We start from the raw sequence: 17,770 nt of genomic DNA on the forward strand, positions 1-17,770 counted from the left end.
GGATAATTCGATGGATCATCGCTGGCGTACGCAACATTGGCGCATGCAATCCGATGCGATTCCAGCGTCCAACCCGAATGTCGGGCCGGCATTCCAACCCCACGTTCCGCCTCAGCCCGGTGCGTCGGGCGGCAGAGACGCCGTTCCGCATCATCCCGGTGTGGCACATGGCTATGCCGCACCGCAACCATCGCCGCCGATAAGATCGCATGACCCGAACGCGGCAGCGATCTATCACCAGCTCAGCCAAGCCAATGCGGAAATCGTCCGTTTGCGTTCCTTGCTGTCTACTGCGCAAGAAAAGCAGGATCGACAAACGGCACACCTGCGACAGGAAGCCCAAGCTCGCGCCGATCAAGTGAGAGAGCTAGAGCAGCAGTTCAGCCGCGAACGTGACCAAAGCCGAACGCGGCAACATCAGTTGCACAATGAAATCGAAACCTTGAAACAGGAACTGGCTAACGCAGCCTCCGCCGCTTCGGGCGAACAGCGGCAGCTTACCGAACGTCTACAGCTTCAAACGCAGCGTCACGACGCCATTGTCAGCGAACGCGACCAACAAATCCGTGTCCAAGAGCTGCAGGTATCCAAAGCCGCAGAACAAACGCAGACCTTGAGAGCGCAACTCGAAGACACCGAGCAACGTCTTGAGTCTTGGGCTACGGCTCAGACAGCGGCCGTTGACTTGGCCGACTGGCTTGACGATCAATGCCGAAAAATGACGCGTGACGCCATCGCATCGGAATCTGCGTATGATCAGCTACACGACGAGGCGATGCGTTTGCTTCGTCAACGAGATCAACAGATTCGAAAACTTAGCGACACCGTTGCAGTCCTGCAGGTTGATCACGAAACGGTCGAACTGACCAACGATGACCTTGATCAATTGTGTGCCCGGCTAGAATTCGAAAATGAACTGCTCGCCGAACAATGCGATTTGTTGACATCCCACGCCCGTCGCGATCAACAACAACTCGTCCAAGCAACCCAAACGGTCAGCGATCAACTCGCTACGACCAACCTAAAACTCGATGCGCTCTCGCGGGAAAAACAGGCGTTGCTTGAAACGATCGAGCAACACCGTCAAGCCGAAGATGAATTCGATGCTTCGCTGTTCGCCAAAGAACAGGAAATAAGCGCGATCAGTCGCAACATGAGCGACAAACAGCGGCAGCTTGATCATCTACGAAAAGAACATGCCGTCGCGATCGGACAAAACGATCAACTGCGAACCCAAGTCCGCGAACAAGATGGCAAGATCGAAGAACTGCAATCGAAACTCGCCGAGGCGAATGATCACGCCGACGAAGCGCTGAAGCTGGTCGACGAGCGTGACCAAGAATTGCGTCAAATGCAAGCCGCGACGCGGGCCGCCGAAGCCAACGCGACACTGCAACAACACGAAACGGCGCGTGAATCAACGTTAGAGATCGAACGATTGGAAACGCTGGTTGAACAATATCAACGCGACGGCGAAACCCGTGCCGAAGAAGTCGGCCAGTTGACCGCCAAGACGGCGAAACTCGAATCACAGCTTGCCGACAAAGAACGCATCAGTGAGGCCTTTGCCAAAGAAAACGACGGGCTACAAAAACAGCTCGAACAGGCCCACCGGCGGCTCGCCCAGACCGAAGAAAAGTTGCATTTGGCCAACGAACGCTTACAGCTCGGAGAACTCGCCCTCGACGAACTTCGTCAGTCCGGTGGGGCATACGAAAACGAAGCCCGTCAATTGCGATCCGAAGTCGAGAACCACAAGCTTCGTCTGGCCGAATACGCCGATCAAATCGCGACGCTGCAACACAAACTCGAATCGGCGGCAACTGCATCATCTCCGATCGCATCCCCGCTGAATGCGTCGATGCAAGCGATCATCGCGCGCCTGGAACAACGTTTAATTGACGAAACGCAACAATTGCAACTCTTTGATGGACTCGAACATCCGGCTGCCGAAGCGAAGCGGCTCAGCCGCGAACTCGCGCGACGCAACGCCGAACACGCTGCCGAACGTGAAGCTCTGTATCGCCGCATTCAAGAATTACACGTCGAACGGCGAAAGCTAGCCGCCTAATCTACCCGCGGTCGCCGGCTTTCACTCGGGACCAAACTTTCGACCGTCTCGATCGCTAATGACTTTCCGCTTCGTGCTCGGCCTCTTCCATGCTTTCACGGACTTCGTCACCGGCTGTCCAGTAAAACACCGTCCCAATGATCGCGATGATCACTTTGACGATTTCGAACACTAAGGCGATCAACGTCCCCGACGCCAACGTCGGTTCGGATGGGATCAATTGATACAGCCATTCAATGGCGGCTTCGAACAACCCCAAACCGGCAGGTGTGATCGGCAATGCCGAAGCAAGCATCCCGATCGGCACGATGATAAAGTGCTCGGCAAAGGTCGGCACCGATGGATACAACGATCGCGCGATCAAGTACACGCTGACCGTCAGCAGGCCGTGCACCCCAAGGCTCATCAAAATCGACATGCCGAAAGCCAAGGGATGGTGATGGAACATCCGCAAGGGAGGTCCGACTCGTTCGACGACCGGACCAATCATTGGCAAGCGTGCCCCGCGCCGAACCAGTCGATCGACAAAGGCACCGCCAAAGACCAACAAGCACAGCACAACGGTTCCCAAAATCACGAGCACACCGCATCCGAAGCGAATTTTCTGCATGTCCTCTGATTCGGCACCACTTGCCAATTGGTTGCCTTGAAAGACGAACGCGGCCGATGCAAGTAGCAGCAATCCGTAAAGCCCGACACCGCGGTCGACCACTACCGACGCGACCGCCTGCACCCGTCGACCGGGACGCCGCTTGGCCAAGAAGATGGCTTTGAATAAATCGCCGCCGACACTGCCGGCAGATACAAAGTTCAACAAGAAACAAATCGCGCCCAGTCGATGCGCCTCGAGCATCGTCAAGTCGATCCCCTGACAACGAACTAGCAAACACCATCGGATAAACGAGAGGCTGATCGCCCCCACGGCGACGAACAGAGCCGATGCTAACAGCGGGTAATTCTTGTCATGCTCGGACAAAGACTCCCATTGCTCGGGCGTCACCCGAGAAACCAAAAATGCGATGATTCCCAAAGGGATCATGACTTTGGCGAGCGTCAGCAATATTTGTCGCGGCGAATTCATTCAAACGTTCTTTCAAAAGGTGAGCTCACCATCGTCCGGCGGCAAGACACGTGTTTCAATGAGGCATCTGAGGGACGGTGCAAATGCTTTTTCTAGACCAGATGTTCTAGATCAGTCGGCCAGAGTCTATCCGGAAAAGAAGGGATGCCAACAGTGAGACGGCGGCGCTTGCCGCGGGCCTAGTTCTGCTGACGGTGGTGCTTCGTCAACATCTTGATTTAGGATTAGCCGCATGGCGTTAGCCACGGTTTCGGCGCAGAAACCGTGGCTAACGCCCGTCGGCTAATAACTCGAACCCGCATTTTCAGAAGAACGAAGCACTAGCCATCGAACTTCGTCGGACACAGAAATTCATTTGACGTAGTTCGCTCTCGAGTCATCGAAATGGTGTGATTTAACGGACTATCTAGTTGCGATTGGCGACGGAACTGCTTAGCATCGCAGCACCATGAAACAGTTAGCTATCCGAAACCCCACCGCCATCCTGTTTCTCTTCTTATGTAGTACAGCAATAGAAGAGAGGCGTTGCGATGCCGATGTCATTGCCTACCTCAGTGAAACCCGATCGACCGGACCGGGGTATTTTCAGACTGACTTGCACTTCCAAGCCACCGCTGATTTGGTCGGTGACGACATCGAATACATCGAACTCGATATTTCCGGGTCGCACATCGATTCTGTTCCACTGACCAATTTTTCGGTGGTCGAATTCGAAGCCGCCATGCCCTTCGATGTTTGGAGGCAAATCCCGTTCGGGCAAACGCCCGGTAGCGAATCACGAATGGTGATCGAACCATTCTCGCCACCGGGAACAGATGTGTTTTTGATCCAGGATACACAGCCACTTACGATCGGAACTTTTACGTTCGACTACGGAGCGTTGAACTTGCCTTCAAGTTCAACGATCACTTTAGATATCTTTGGCACCGATGAAGACAAACCAACACGCACCACCGTCGTTGGTCTTCGATCCGTTACCGAGTCCTCGTTGATCGACCTGACGTACAGCAGTCCGCTCGGAGGTTCGTCGACAACGTTTGTGACCGCGATTCCTGAACCAAGCTTACTAGCCGCGGTCGTCTCGATCGCGACCGCCGTCTCGCTACGTCGAAGACGTTCTGCTGATCGCCCGAAAAACATTCGCTAACGTGACTGCTGCCACAACCAACCGATCACCTCGTCGACATCTTGCTGATGATCCTCGTTGATCAACCCCGCATGTCCGATGCCTTTTAGTAGCACGCGGCGTTTGGGATCGGGCAATCGATCGAAGACGCCCTCTTGAAGCTCCGGCGGCACCAATTCGTCTAGCTCGCTTTGCAACATCACCGTAGGAACGGTGACCTTCGGCGCGCTTTGGTGCAAATTCATTTCCGGAGGCAGACTCTCGGCAATCGCGTGCGCCAGGCGCCCCATCGGATATCGATCAGCGACCCCCTTGACCGTTTCGATCAAGGGTGGCGGATTTCGTAGGATCAATCCCGAAAGGCGATCACCGAATTCGCTCGCCAGATAAGTCGCCGTCGCGCAGCCAAGCGAATTGCCAGTCAACCAAACTCGGGTCCGCTTGGGATCGATTTGATCCAAAAGGTGCGACACAAAGGGACGCGCACGTGCAGGAATGTTGGACAACGAGGCACGTCCGGTCGAACGACCGTAGCCCGGTGCGTTCCAGGTACAGAGTCGGACGTGAACGTTTTCAAGCAATTGTCCTGGCCACCCAGTCGCCCGTTCGGCACGGCCGGCCGTCCCAGGAAACTTGATCACCAACAACTCTGGTCCGCCCCGCGAGTCGTTCGACTCCGATGGGGTCGTCTCGCTGACAAAGTACTCATCGCGATGACGCCCAGACTGAAACCAACGCCGTTGCTTTGATCCGATGTCTAATTCGTTCCGCGTCGGCCGCAGAACGAATCGGTCGAGAATTCGGCGTCGAAACGCAACGATCATGGCGATTCCGCTTCTCGCATTCGGTGGACACTGACTCTGGCATGATAGAAACCGAATCGTTGGTGTCTACCGCGATCGCTCGATTTGGAAGTTTCGATCCGGTCAGAAATCGATTGGATGAATCGGTCTTCGCAATGGGGGCCGAAGTTTTCGCTGACGACTCACCATCAACGACTTGGCTGACTAGGTCACACGCTGACCGGGCTGAGCACCTTCGTCGACGGATAACAAAAAGATGTCTTCCTTGCCCGGACCGGAGGCACAGACCATCCCTTCGCTCAGTCCGAACCGCATTTTGCGTGGCTTCAAATTGGCGACCATGACCACCAATCGGCCGACGATCGCTTCTGGATCATAAGCCGACTTGATTCCCGCAAACACTTGCCGCGTTTCGTCACCGCCAAGCCCAAGGGTTAGCTTCAACAGTTTATTGGCTTCCGGTACGTGCTCGGCCGTCAAGATGCGCGCGACTCGCAAATCGACTTTGACAAAGTCGTCGATCGTGATTTCCTCTTCGATCGGTTTCTCTTTGATCCATTGGTCGGAATCATTGAATGTGGAAACCGGCGCGTCACTATCGGCGGCAGCTTGCTCTTTCTCTTCTTCGATCATCTTTTCTAGATCCTCGGGTTGAATACGTTCCATCATGCGTGTGAATTTTTCGACCGACGTCCCCAGCAGCGGCTGTTGGCTTTGATCCCAAGACGTGATCGGTTCGTTCAGCAGCGCCGAACACTTCTCGGCCAGCGACGGCAGAACGGGCGACAGGTAGATCGATAACTGTCGAAACAGATTGAGCGCCACAGTGACCACGTCACGCAGTTCATCCTGGCGCTTGGGATCTTTTTTCATCTCCCACGGCTTGGCATGTTCGACAAAGGGATTCGCCGCATCGGCGAGTTCCATGATTAGCCGCATCGCACGGCTGTAATCACAACCTTCATAGGCCTGGGCAATTTCTTCGCCAGCGGCGGCCGCCTTGTCGAACAATCCGCCGTCATCGGGATAGGTGTCTGCTAGTCCGGTAATCCCCGCGAACTTTCCAACACGACTTGCCAAATTAACGACCTTGCCGACCAAGTCACTGTTAACCTTGTCGACAAACTCCTTGATCCCCAAGTCCAAGTCTTCGACCCGTGGCGTCAACTTTGTCGCATAGTAATAACGCAAGTAGTCCGGCTCGGAGTGCTTCAAATAGGTCTCGGCGGTGATCAATGTCCCCTTGGACTTGCTCATCTTCTCGCCGTCGACATTCAGGAAGCCGTGGATGTGGACCTTCGTCGGCAACTGATAACCGGCGGTGTGCAGCATACCGGGCCAGAACAACGTGTGGAAATACGTGATGTCCTTGCCGATGAAGTGATGAATCTCCGTCGACTCATCGCGCCACCACTGATCGAAAGACTCACCGTTTGCTTTACACCACTGTTCGGTAGACGAAATGTACCCGATCGGTGCGTCAAACCAGACATACCAATAGTTGCCCGGTGAATCGGGAATTTCAAAACCAAAGTACGGCGCCGGCCGGCTGATGTCCCAGTCGCGAAGCTCTTTGTCCTCGGCTAAAAAGTAGCCTTTCAAATAGTTCGCCGTTTCCTTCTGCAATGCATCGCCGTTTTCGATCCAATCAGCCAGAAAGCCGCGCAGTTTTTCCAGCTGTACGAACAAGTGAATCGCCGAACGGACTTCTGGGGTCGCACCGCTGAGCGTGCTGATCGGGTCGATCAATTCGGTCGGCGAATACGTCGCACCGCAAACGCAGTTATCGCCCGGTTGATCCTTGCGTCCACAGGTAGGGCAAGTCCCTCGGACAAAGCGATCGGCAAGAAACGTTTCCGCTTCGGGATCGTACAATTGTTCGATTGACTTTTCGGTCACCAAGTCGGCTTCGCGAAGAGCCTGCCATATCAAGTGGCACTGTCCGCGATTCTCTTCGCTGTGCGTGCTGCCGTAGTGATCGAATTCGACATGAAAGCCGGCGAAGTCGCGTTGGTGCTGACCGCTCATGTCCGCGATCAACTCCTCTTCGCTGCGGCCTTCTTTCTTAGCGCGAATCATGATCGCCGTGCCGTGCGTATCATCGGCGCAAATGTAAACACATCGATTGCCGATCAATCGCTGAAACCGTACCCAAATATCGGTCTGGATGTATTCGACCAAGTGACCGATATGGATCGGGCCGTTGGCATAGGGCAACGCACTGGTAACGAGAATTCGTCGGGTCATTGATTCGTAGGGGAGATTCTCGGGCGATGGATGCGAAAATATTAGATTTGCTGTCAAAACCAGCGGCGAAGGATGGCCTTTGTGTCAGACCGTTTCCGAGCGTGCCGAACGCACCACACGGATTTTGCCCACACGATGGCTCGCAAGGCGGGGGCATTCGAGCCGCCCTGACGGTGCGTTTGCCCGCAAAATGCTCGGCCGACGCTCGGCGATGGTGAGGATTGTACCGAACGCCGTGAAACTCGTAATCCCGCGTGTTTCACACTGTTTCGCAAACTTGATCCCCGGTTTGCCCTTGCCGTCGACAAGGGCGATCGCCGACAGTCACCCGTCCGCGGCAACGACCGCCGCATGGTACGCCCCGACGTGCACGGATTCGCGCGTCTGACTTATCGAGTCGATGGAGTGACAATGTTGGACCAAACGATGTTCGGCCGCCTTTCAGGGGCGGCGGTCACACTGGTTGTATTTTTGGTCTCGATGGTGACCGGTACGGAAACGGCTTCTGCCAAGCCCGTCTTAGTCGCCTTTGGATCGGAGCACTGCGGCCATTGTAAAGCGATGGAACCAACTCTTCGGCAACTCGAACAACAGGGCACCCCGATTCGCTACGTCGATGTCAATCGCGAATCGGATTTTGCTCGTCGCCACGGTGTACGGCAAGTACCAACACTTGTCGTTTTGTCGGGCGGACGAGAATTGACTCGGCTAGTTGGTGCCCAGTCGATGAGCAAAATCCGTGAGGCACTGGAATTTGATCAACGAAGATTGCTGCCGACCGAAACCGGCGTTCATCATGGACAACTGATTGATTCACCTGACGCTCGGTTCGCGCAAAAATCGTTCGTGCAAAACCCACCCATTGGCAACAGCTCGGTCGGTGAAGCGATGCCCAGTTTACAGCGGGCGCAAGCGGTCGAGCGTGCTCGTGCGGCAACGGTTCGCCTGCGGGTCAAAGACGGCCACGGGTTTGGCGTCGGTACCGGGACGATCATCGACCGCCACGGCGAAGAGGCGTTGGTGCTCACCTGCGGCCACTTGTTCCGCGAAACCCAACTCCAATCCAACGTCGAAGTTGACTTATTTATCGGCAACCAAGTTCGCACGGTCCCCGGTCAGGTCGTCGACTATGACGCCGAAGATCGCGACATCGCCCTGGTGACGATTCGTCCCGGCTGTGATGTCGCAGTGGTTCCTTTGATCGGCGGCAATGAAGTCCCGCAAATCGGTCAGACTGCGTTCAGTTTTGGATGTGACCGTGGTGCCGATCCCTCGCGCCGTGACACCCGCGTGACCGGAGTCGACAAATATAATCCACAGATCAACGCGTCGAACTTAGAAATCGCCGGTGCACCGATCGATGGCCGCAGCGGTGGCGGACTGTTCGATGACCGGGGTGTATTGATCGGCGTTTGCAACGCCGCCGACTACAATGACGATGTGGGCATCTACACCGGCCCTCGCAACATCGCTTGGCAGATGTCACGTATCGGCATGTCACACCTCTGTGATGGCAGCTCGAACGCGAACGTTGCTGCGACGGCGCCAGCGCGACCCTCCGGACCACAAACACAGCTCGCCACCATACCTCACGCCCTTCCTTCGGCGAGTCACGCACCGTCACAAAATCCCGTCGGCCAAGACATGATCGTGATCATCCGAGATCCCAATCATCCCAGCGGACAACGGGTGTTGAACGTCCGCCAGCCAACTGCCGAACTGTTAAGCCTGATCGAAAGCAGCGCCCGCCGTTAACCGGACGCATAAATTCAAGCGATTTTTTGGGTAGCGAAACTCGCCAACGGCTTGCCGATTTGATCAGCCACAATCGCGATAGCGTGTGGTTCTTCAGCACAAATCGGGGCTAATCCCCGTCGATCTAATCAGAAACGCGGCAAACATCCCCGTGACTAGTCGCGGTAGGAACGAATCGGTTCGTCAAAAGGATCGTCGTCAAACGGCAAATCATCTCCCAACAGATGACCAGGCAGATCGCTCAAAAAGTACAACTGGCAGTTTGTTCCCGCGGCGGCGAAATAGCGGTTGTGGTACGGTACGAACGCGCCTTGGTATCGTGACGTCCCCGTCATGATCAGTTCGTTTTTGGCGCGTGTCATCGCAACGTACAAGACGCGACGTTCTTCTTCTTCCTGATCATCGTCCCCGATGGAGCGGACGTGTGGATAATTACCCGGCTGGACTCCCAGTAGGTAACATACCGGTGCCTCGGTGCCTTTTGCGCTGTGGACAGTGATCAGTGTCACCACGTCTTGGTCGTCTTCGTTGGACGCTTCGCTTTCGGAGATCGGATCCAACGTATACGTTTCAAGGAACTCGCCGATCGTTGCATGCTTTTCCGCAAGTCGTTCGAGCAATTTAAGGTCCTTTGATCGACGATCCCAATCGTCATACTTCTTTTCCAGCAGCGGCGTCATCTTGTCGACCGCGGCGGTGATCGCTTGCTGGGGTCGGTCGAGCAGCTTGACGCAAGCCGCGAACGCTTCGGCCAAACGTGGGTTCGCCTTGGTCCGTTCCGTCAAAATGCTCTCGATCATGTCGGCTCTGGAGATCCCCATCAGTTTCCCGATGATCGTCGCAGCGGTCTTTTCACCGATCCGTGGCCATAGCGTCAAGTATCGCATCCAGCCTAACTGATCGGCCGAATTGTCCGCGACCCTCAGCAGACTGAGCAGATCTTTGACGTGTGCCGAATGCAACAACTGCGTCCCACCGACAAAGCGATAGGGGATGTCTTTCATCACCAACGACGCTTCGACGTGCCGCGCTCCAAATGCGGTGCGTGTCAGGATCATGTGTTCGGCCCACGGCGTGCCGCCTTCGTGACGGGCGGCCAGGTCTTCGGTGATCCAGTCCGCCTCTTCCAGGTCTTCGCTGAACTCCAGCATCCGCGGCTTGTCACCGCTCCCACGCGCCGCGTGCAGGTTCTTGTTGTAATCCAACGGCGATTGCTTCAACAACCAATTCGAGACATCAAGGATTTCTTGATAGCTGCGAAAGTTCTCTTCCAACCGCAGAACCTGAGCACCTTCGACACGGTCGGTGAACGAGTGCACGTTCTTAAAGTCAGCCCCACGAAACGCGTAGATGCTTTGTGCGTCATCACCGACGCAAAACAGCTTGGCCGGATCGCGAAGGCCGTCAAGGATCAACCATTGCAGCGGATTCGTGTCCTGCATTTCGTCGACCAAAATGTGGTCAAATCGTCGCTTTAGCTTTTCGCGAAGCACATTGTTCTGGTGCAGTCCCTTAGCAAACAATTGCAAAATGTCGTCATAGTCAAAGTAGCGGCAATCAAGTTTACGTTTGGTGTAGTCTTGTAAGACGCCCGTGATCCGTTGGATCGTTTCTTCGTCGTGTTCGGTGAACTGCTTGAGGTATTCCGCGATGGTGCGGTTGGTGTTCCGGGCGTACGAGTAGTAGTTCACCAATTCGGCGGACTTTGGGAACTGGGCGTCTTTTCCGACGATCGTTCCTCGCGCTAATTTCATCAATTGCAGTTGATCATCGCGATCGATGATCGACAGCGCTCCGCAGCCAAACAGGTCGGGCCAGCGACGGAGGAATTGCAAACAGAAATTATGAAACGTGCCGGCGGAAACCAGCTTTGTACTTTCTCCGCTGCGCTGCATCATCCGCAAACGCATTTCGCGGGCGGCCCGTCGGGTGAAGGTCAGCAGCAGAATACGCCGTGCGTCGACGTCGCGCGACAAGAGATGATCGACACGAGCGACAATGGTGCTCGTTTTTCCGGTCCCGGCACCGGCAAGAATCAACGCGTGACCCCCATCGAATTGGGCGGCTTTGCGTTGTTCGTCGTTGAGTTGATAAGTTTCGGTCTCGTTCTGTCCCATCGGGATCCCACGGATCGGGTCGTTTGATTCCAAATAATCGTTTTCAGCCAGCGAGCGCCATCATTTTTCCCACGGGTCGGGCAAGGAAAATACTTCGATGGGGCACTTGCGTTTTCACCACGCCTCCCTCTGGCTTTAAACCTAGTGTAACGATACGGCCTCGACCGACTATCCTGTCGGCTCACGTTCGGATACCAACCACCGTAGAAAAGTACCGCGTTTGCAACCGATGGAAACCTCGGCGTCCCCCCCACCGTTGACCCTCGCCGGTCATCTGCGCACCCGGTTGCCGGTCCTGATGGTCGCCGTCATCACGATCGTTTCCGCCGCGGCGCTGCTGAACCCGATTCAACCGGTAAGCGAAGGTCGCGTAGGTGCGGGCAACCCCGTCCTATTAGCCAAATTGGCGACGGCCGCAGCGGCGTGGGTTTTAGGCGTTTGGGGACTATTGCACAGCGGGCGGGCGCGGCGGATGTTTGGCACGCTGGCGGGCACCGCGTTGATCTTGTTGGCCACCGTGTTTTTGTTTTCGGGCGTCGTTTCTCCGACGTCTTCGCGCATGATCAGCATTGCCGCGGCATTGATTTTGATTGGCTACTTACAGCTATCGGCTACGGCGCTGGCGACGTTTGGTATCGTCGGACTGGCGCGGTCACTGCTGGCGGGTTTGGTTGCGTTTTTATGTCTGGCATGGGGAGTCTATTTATTCGTCCCTTCGGTCGGACAATTTCACGAATACATCGACGCGGTCAACACCGTCACGCGTATGGGCGGCGTCGCGCATCCCAATGCCATCGCCCACGAAGCCGCAACAGCTTGGCTGCTCATGCTCGGCGTTTGGCGTTTCGATTCGACGCATTCAGCGGAAACCAACGTGACGCGTTATCGTTTTCGCTGGCCGATGTGTTTGATCTGTTTGTTGGTGATCGCGACCATGGTCGCGACGGTCTCACGAACGGCAATGCTCGCCGTAGGTGCCGCGACGATCATATTGATGTTCGACAAACTCTACAGCCGCGCAGGATTACTGCTTGCCAACGTTGTCTTCATCGCAGTTTTGTTGATCGCGGGATGGATCGGTCTCACCAGCGACGACGGAGCATTGGGAAGCGTCGCATCGAAGGTCACCAAGTCGGGAAACGTCGAGGAACTGACGTCACTGACCGGTCGCACGCGAATCTGGCAGGAAGCATGGGACTTGATCAGCCAACGCCCGTGGATCGGCTATGGCATGGACAGCGCCGCGTCAGTGATGAGCGCCGAATCCGTCGGCACGCACAACTTGTTGTTACACGTCGTGTTTTCAGGCGGCATCATCGCCGGCTTGTTGATGATTGGCCTGCTGATAATGACGCTGGCGGTGGCATTAAAGTCGCGTCAGCCCATGTTGCGCGGCGTGACGACTTATGTGTTGGTATCGGGATTAGTTGAAGATACCATTCTGCCGTCATTCCCGGCGGCGCTGACACTGATTTGGGTCGCCACGTTACTTTGGCACCCCCTGAATGATTGACGGACGGTTTCGTGAAACGCGACAGAAATTTGGAATCCTGCCGAACGACATAGCGTCGGCCTTGTATCGCTAAAGGCAGTTAAGAAGCAAGACCTACGGCCAATGCTCCGTCTAGATCCCGCCTTCCCAAACCGTGAACTCTCCGGTCACGGGAAGATGGCTGCTAATCGCTTCGGCTTCCGAAAGACTGAGGTTATCCTTGCGAAGAAAATCAAATGGCCCGCCGCGCCCGATGAATTCGTTGGTTCGATTGCGGTCGACCAAGAGATTTGAAGTTTGATGACGTCCGAAGATGTCTGTGGGCAAGCTTTGCACTGCTGCAGCCACGCCGTTCCCCATCACGCGCTTAATCAGATACGTGTCGTCGGCTTGAAAGAGTCCCGCCATCACGACGTCGTCTTCACCACGCCCGTCCAACCGGACCGAAGACATCACGCCTGGCAATAGCGCAACCTCCGCCGGTGCACGTGCCAGGTTGACACGAACGTTAACCATCGAAAACGTCCAAGCGACTTGCTCGGGCGGTTCGGCGGCGCGAAACCAAGCGACCAACGGATCATATGTCATCTGATTTTGAGGATCGGCGACGGTGTAGGTTTGCGAACGATCGATCCGGACACGGTTCTGATTGAACAGAATCGCGAGCTGCTCGCTTTGCGCGACTGGACCGGTTGGATCCCCCATCACAAAATCAAACTTGGCCCCGTTGCCTTCGTTCATCGCATCGGTCAAACGTGGGACAAGATCACGCTCGGCCGCCGTGATTTGCTGCAGTGCGATGACGTCAAACTTGCGTAAAATTCGGATAACGCGACTGCGAGTCTGGTCATCGGCGAACTTGGTGGGACCGAATCCGCTGAGTGCCCACGATGCAATCACGATCGGTTTCAGGTTTCGCGGCGGGACGGTTTGACGTGCGATGAAACCCGCCGGTTTGGCATAGCTGGAAAACGTCGTCGGGCTTTTGTCCGCGGTGTCCAACGAATTGACAAAGAAGACATCGTCTAAATCAGTTTCAGGCGACGGGGTGGGCGCCGGTTCGTCCTTCGGTTTGATTTGGATCTGATCCAGGCCGGCGATCTTGTAATGCTGTGCAAAATACAAGCCTCCGCCCACGAACAAACCAATCGTCAACAGGACCAGAATGGGACTGGAGCGTCGAGAGTCTTCCATCGTATGAAATGGGTACGCGCACATACCGGCTGACTATGGTGAGGGCCGGATGAAACCTGGGAATACGATCGGGACCGGAGGGGCGGCAGCGACGAAAATCCGGCAGTTGACGCGCCGGTCCCAAAGCAAGGTGCAGAGCTGACCACACAGTGCTTCGGTTCTTACATCGGCACTCAGCGAGGGCACGATCGTTGCAAAGTTTGCACGGTCCTGACGTGACGATCACGTTGACTTTTCAGGGGCATGGCTTTTCGGCGCTTACCAAGCGTGTCGTTATACTGGACGCCGTCGGCACAGGTTTCACCGTCCCGTATTTGTTTCCCCCAACGCATTCCAGCCTCCGAACCGATTATGCGACTGCTTTCATTGCTGTGTGCTTCGTTGCTTCTCTTTGCGTTCCCGTCGCCGGCGTCGGCGCAAAAGAATCGCAATAAAAAAGCCGCCAAACGTCCCAACATTTTATGGCTCTTCGCCGAAGACACGTCACCTTGGATGGGATGCTACGGCGACCCGATCAACCGCGATCAGACACCTCACATCGATTCACTGGCTCAGCGAGGCGTTCGTTTTTCGCGTGCCTACGCGCCCGCCCCGGTCTGTTCGCCGTGCCGATCGGCGATGATGGCGGGTATGAACCAAATTCGGTTCGGCGCCCACGAGCATCGATCCGGTCGTGGCCCGGTACAAATCGAACTGCCCGAGAACGTTCGCCTGCTGCCGCAACTGGTCAAAGACAGCGGCTACTTCACGTTCAACCTTGGAAAGGACGACTACAACTATGCCTGGGATCAGGCGGCGACCTATTCGTGGCAAAACAAGCGTCGCGGGAACTTGGACTGGGACAAGATCAAATCCAACCAGCCATTCTTTGGGCAAATTCAAACCGCCGGTGGCAAAAATAACACCAGCAACTTTCCTGCCGAACGCAAGACCGATCCGGCCACGGTCACCGTCCCGGCGGATTACCCACAGAATCAACTGTATCGTGAAACGGTTGCTCAGCATTATGACGCGATCCGCAAAGACGACGACTTCATCGGAACCGTCCTACAAGGGCTCGAAGAACATGGTTTGACCGACAATACGATTGTGGTTTACTTCAGTGACCACGGCGCCAACAATCTGGTTCGTCACAAGCAGATGGTGACCGAAGGTGGCTTGCATGTTCCCTTAATCATCGCGGGGCCATCGCCGTACGTCCCGTCGCCTTCGGTCCGCGACGACTTGGTCAACTTGCTGGACCTTTCTGCGACCACGCTCGCATGGGCAGGGGTGAATCAACCGAAATGGTTTGAAGGTCAAAATCTATTCGGCGAAATCGTCGTCCCACGTGTCTTCGTCGCGGCCGCCAAAGACCGGATGGACCACACGATCGATCGTGTTCGATCGCTGCGCACGGACCGGTTTCGTTACACGCGAAATTACAAGACCGATCGAATCCTGTTGCAGCCTCAGTACCGCGACGGGCGTCCGTTTCTACAGAACTTGCATGACTTATTTCAGTCCGGTGAACTCTCGCCGAAGCTGACTCAGATTTACTTCGGCGAGCGCCCCGAAGAAGAACTCTATGACGTCGTCGCCGACCCGGCTCAAATCAATAACCTGGCCGATTCCTCTAAATACTCGGACGAGCTCCAACGTCATCGCAAACTTCTCGCCGACTGGCTGGCAAAAGGCGACGCCGGTGAAGACGAAGAACCGCTCGGTGAGTTGGCCTATCAAGCAAGTGGCCACAAGTGGGGCGAAGGCGTGAACCCCGAATACGAACTGGTTCGTGAAGACAACGATGGCGACGGGCTTAGCGACGAATGGGAACGCATCAACGATCGTGATCCCTCCGACGGAAAGCTGTTATTCACGTTCGATTGCGGCGGCTGGCAGACCGAGGGTTGGACCGCCACCGATCCGGTGATCGGCAACATCGCCGGGCAACTCGGTTACTTAGATTTCAAGCTTGCCGATGGCAAGGCGGCGATCCAGCGTACCGGGCTAAACTTGGACCCGAAGTCGAATCAAGGACTCGTCATGATCAAGCTGCAGTGCCCTTCGAAAACGAAAGTTGTTTTGATCAGCCAAACCGAAGCATCAACCGTTGCCCAACCTTCGATGGTCAACACGGCAGATGCGACCACCGTGTACTTCCCGGTGAAATGGAAAAAGCCAATCACGGAGCTGACGCTCTCGTTCGAAGGCGAGTCGGACGGCGAAATCAAAATCGATTCGATCCAAATCGAATCGATCGCTGGCCGTTAACGTCCGTCAGCGTATTGCGTTTCACTGATCCACGTCAGATCAGGCCAATACCCGGTGTCGTTGGATAGCCGTGGCCCCTGCGTGGTCCGGCCATCGACCACGATGCGCGTCGCCTTTTGACGAAGCGTGTCGACGCGTCGAGGATTCGCCTCCGCAACGTCCTTGGTTTCACTCGGATCATTAGCAAGTTGGTAAAGTTCGATGCCGCTGCCTGAATGGGGAAAGACCAATTTCCAATCGCCCTCGGTCACCGAAAAGCGACCTTTGATTCCATGATTGATCAGCGGTAGACGCTGATGCTTGGCGGCGAGGTCAGAAAGCACCGAAGCGAAACTTTGGCTATCAGGTGCTTGGTCGTTGTCGATCGGTTGGCCAAGAAGATCTGCCAACGTCGCGAACAAATCGATTTGACCGACCAACGCGTCGCAGCGACGCCCCGGGGATTGAATCCCAGCCGGCCAACGGATGATCATCGGGACACGATGGCCGCCTTCGTAGACCGACCGCTTCCCGTCGCGGAAATGCAAGTTACTGCGATGCCCGAAGTCTTCGATGCGTTGTTTCCAAGAATTTTCGGGGCCGTTGTCACTCGTCACACAGACGATCGTATCGTCAGCTAATCCTGCTTGATCCAAGTACGCCATCAATCGCCCAAGATGATCGTCAGTTTCAATCATGAATTCGCCGTATCCACCGCATTCGCCCTGACCGTGATACTTTGGCAAGGGGCAAACCGGATAGTGCGGCGAGGTGAGTGGAAGATAAACGAAAAAGGGCTTGTCTTGATCGTTCTGCTGGTGGGATCGAATCCACTCGATCGTCTTGTCGGTAAACCGTGTCAGACATTGGTTGTCGACAAAGTCGGGCGCGACCTCCATGCCCCGTTTTCCAAGTGCCTTGCGGGTTTGCTCCGGTGTGTCTTGATAGGGCGGCTTGATTCGATAATCGACATGGCGTTGGTTGGGTTTCTTCGCGGTAAACAACGTCGGTGGGACCTTCGCGTGCCGACCTTCGAACCAAGCTAACACGCCATAATTCAGTGACGCCGGTATTCCGAAGAAGTAATCAAACCCTTTATCGAGCGGCATGTCTTGCACCGGCTTGGTCCAATCGCGCGTCTGCGGACCGGTGCCGGGAAAGTCCATGCCGAGATGCCATTTCCCAACCATCGCGGTCGCGTACCCCTGGTCGCGCAAGAACGATGCGATCGTCTGTTGGTGATCTTTGATCAGGCATTTTCCCTCCGCATTCATGACCCCCCGTTTCAATGTCGTTCGCCAAGCGTAGCGTCCGGTCAGCAGGCCATAACGCGAAGGAGTACAAACCGAATCCGAGGAATGGGCGTTGGTAAACAGCACTCCCTGTTCGGCCAAGCGATCCAGATGGGGCGTCTTGAATTTGCTGTCCGGATTTAGCGCACTGCAATCCCCGAAACCTTGGTCATCGGTATAAACGATGATCACGTTCGGCAGATCGGTAGCTTTCACCGTGCAAGCGAACACCGATAGCAACACCGCCATCGGTAGCAAACGTCTTTTCCAAAGTAGTCTCATCATCTGATTCAGGTAGGAGCCGTGGCTGGGGAAGGTCGACGATAGACCTAATCCGCCCAGGATAACCGCCTCACGAAC

The 17,770-nt window shown here is 55.6% G+C and carries 11 protein-coding genes; 5 read left to right on the forward strand and 6 right to left on the reverse strand.

Annotated elements, in window-relative coordinates; genetic code table 11:
• Positions 1-10: 10 nt before the first annotated feature.
• Positions 11-2,071, forward strand: a complete 2,061-nt coding sequence (locus tag FYC48_RS02100; RefSeq protein ID WP_149495033.1) for a coiled-coil domain-containing protein — start codon at positions 11-13, stop codon at positions 2,069-2,071.
• 55 nt (positions 2,072-2,126) lie between these two features.
• Here FYC48_RS02100 and FYC48_RS02105 read toward each other — a convergent pair whose 3' ends face one another.
• Complete coding sequence (locus tag FYC48_RS02105; protein ID WP_149495034.1) at positions 2,127-3,152, reverse strand: lysylphosphatidylglycerol synthase transmembrane domain-containing protein; 1,026 nt, start codon at positions 3,150-3,152, stop codon at positions 2,127-2,129.
• Positions 3,153-3,600: 448 nt separating this feature from the next.
• Here FYC48_RS02105 and FYC48_RS02110 point away from each other — a divergent pair, with 448 nt between their 5' ends.
• Entirely contained in the window at positions 3,601-4,299 is a 699-nt protein-coding gene (locus FYC48_RS02110) for a hypothetical protein (protein WP_149495035.1), read from the forward strand.
• On the opposite strand, the gene FYC48_RS02115 is transcribed toward FYC48_RS02110, so the two are convergent.
• Together FYC48_RS02115 and metG are read right to left on the reverse strand one after the other, a co-directional pair.
• On the reverse strand, positions 4,296-5,102 hold the full coding sequence (locus FYC48_RS02115; protein ID WP_149495036.1) for an alpha/beta hydrolase: 807 nt from the start codon (positions 5,100-5,102) through the stop codon (positions 4,296-4,298). The genes FYC48_RS02110 and FYC48_RS02115 overlap by 4 nt on opposite strands.
• Positions 5,103-5,285: 183 nt before the next feature.
• Positions 5,286-7,328 carry a methionine--tRNA ligase gene (gene metG / locus FYC48_RS02120; protein WP_149495037.1) on the reverse strand — a complete coding sequence of 681 codons (2,043 nt, stop codon included), beginning with the start codon at positions 7,326-7,328 and terminating at the stop codon, positions 5,286-5,288.
• Positions 7,329-7,679: 351 nt separating this feature from the next.
• Between metG and FYC48_RS02125 the strand changes: the two genes are divergently transcribed.
• Positions 7,680-9,083 (forward strand): trypsin-like peptidase domain-containing protein, encoded by a 1,404-nt coding sequence (locus FYC48_RS02125; RefSeq protein ID WP_149495038.1) that lies wholly within the window; start codon positions 7,680-7,682, stop codon positions 9,081-9,083.
• Between the two features lie 155 nt (positions 9,084-9,238).
• Here the strand turns inward: FYC48_RS02125 and FYC48_RS02130 are convergent, their stop codons facing one another.
• Positions 9,239-11,200 (reverse strand): ATP-dependent helicase, encoded by a 1,962-nt coding sequence (locus tag FYC48_RS02130; protein WP_160149279.1) that lies wholly within the window; start codon positions 11,198-11,200, stop codon positions 9,239-9,241.
• Between the two features lie 229 nt (positions 11,201-11,429).
• Here FYC48_RS02130 and FYC48_RS02135 point away from each other — a divergent pair, with 229 nt between their 5' ends.
• Positions 11,430-12,713 (forward strand): O-antigen ligase family protein, encoded by a 1,284-nt coding sequence (locus FYC48_RS02135; RefSeq protein WP_149495040.1) that lies wholly within the window; start codon positions 11,430-11,432, stop codon positions 12,711-12,713.
• 111 nt (positions 12,714-12,824) lie between these two features.
• Here the strand turns inward: FYC48_RS02135 and FYC48_RS02140 are convergent, their stop codons facing one another.
• Positions 12,825-13,886, reverse strand: coding sequence for an exonuclease/endonuclease/phosphatase family protein (locus tag FYC48_RS02140; protein ID WP_149495041.1), 1,062 nt, complete (start codon positions 13,884-13,886; stop codon positions 12,825-12,827).
• Positions 13,887-14,237: 351 nt separating this feature from the next.
• On the opposite strand from FYC48_RS02140, the gene FYC48_RS02145 reads away from it, so the two are divergent.
• Positions 14,238-16,139, forward strand: coding sequence for a sulfatase family protein (locus FYC48_RS02145; RefSeq protein WP_160149280.1), 1,902 nt, complete (start codon positions 14,238-14,240; stop codon positions 16,137-16,139).
• On the opposite strand, the gene FYC48_RS02150 is transcribed toward FYC48_RS02145, so the two are convergent.
• Positions 16,136-17,659: a sulfatase family protein gene (locus FYC48_RS02150; RefSeq protein ID WP_235034109.1), complete on the reverse strand. Its 1,524-nt coding sequence runs from the start codon at positions 17,657-17,659 to the stop codon at positions 16,136-16,138. The genes FYC48_RS02145 and FYC48_RS02150 overlap by 4 nt on opposite strands.
• Between the last annotated feature and the right edge of the window lie 111 nt (positions 17,660-17,770).

The organism is Roseiconus lacunae, from assembly GCF_008312935.1.
In the GTDB taxonomy this organism is placed as follows: domain Bacteria; phylum Planctomycetota; class Planctomycetia; order Pirellulales; family Pirellulaceae; genus Stieleria; species Stieleria lacunae.

Excerpts from the sequence above, each read along its gene's own strand:
- FYC48_RS02100 (WP_149495033.1), top strand. The coding sequence starts at position 11 with ATGGATCATCGCTGGCGTACGCAACATTGGCGCATGCAATCCGATGCG.
- FYC48_RS02105 (WP_149495034.1), bottom strand. The coding sequence starts at position 3,152 with ATGAATTCGCCGCGACAAATATTGCTGACGCTCGCCAAAGTCATGATC.
- FYC48_RS02110 (WP_149495035.1), top strand. The coding sequence starts at position 3,601 with ATGAAACAGTTAGCTATCCGAAACCCCACCGCCATCCTGTTTCTCTTC.
- FYC48_RS02115 (WP_149495036.1), bottom strand. The coding sequence starts at position 5,102 with ATGATCGTTGCGTTTCGACGCCGAATTCTCGACCGATTCGTTCTGCGG.
- metG (WP_149495037.1), bottom strand. The coding sequence starts at position 7,328 with ATGACCCGACGAATTCTCGTTACCAGTGCGTTGCCCTATGCCAACGGC.
- FYC48_RS02125 (WP_149495038.1), top strand. The coding sequence starts at position 7,680 with ATGGTACGCCCCGACGTGCACGGATTCGCGCGTCTGACTTATCGAGTC.
- FYC48_RS02130 (WP_160149279.1), bottom strand. The coding sequence starts at position 11,200 with ATGGGACAGAACGAGACCGAAACTTATCAACTCAACGACGAACAACGC.
- FYC48_RS02135 (WP_149495040.1), top strand. The coding sequence starts at position 11,430 with ATGGAAACCTCGGCGTCCCCCCCACCGTTGACCCTCGCCGGTCATCTG.
- FYC48_RS02140 (WP_149495041.1), bottom strand. The coding sequence starts at position 13,886 with ATGGAAGACTCTCGACGCTCCAGTCCCATTCTGGTCCTGTTGACGATT.
- FYC48_RS02145 (WP_160149280.1), top strand. The coding sequence starts at position 14,238 with ATGCGACTGCTTTCATTGCTGTGTGCTTCGTTGCTTCTCTTTGCGTTC.
- FYC48_RS02150 (WP_235034109.1), bottom strand. The coding sequence starts at position 17,659 with ATGGCGGTGTTGCTATCGGTGTTCGCTTGCACGGTGAAAGCTACCGAT.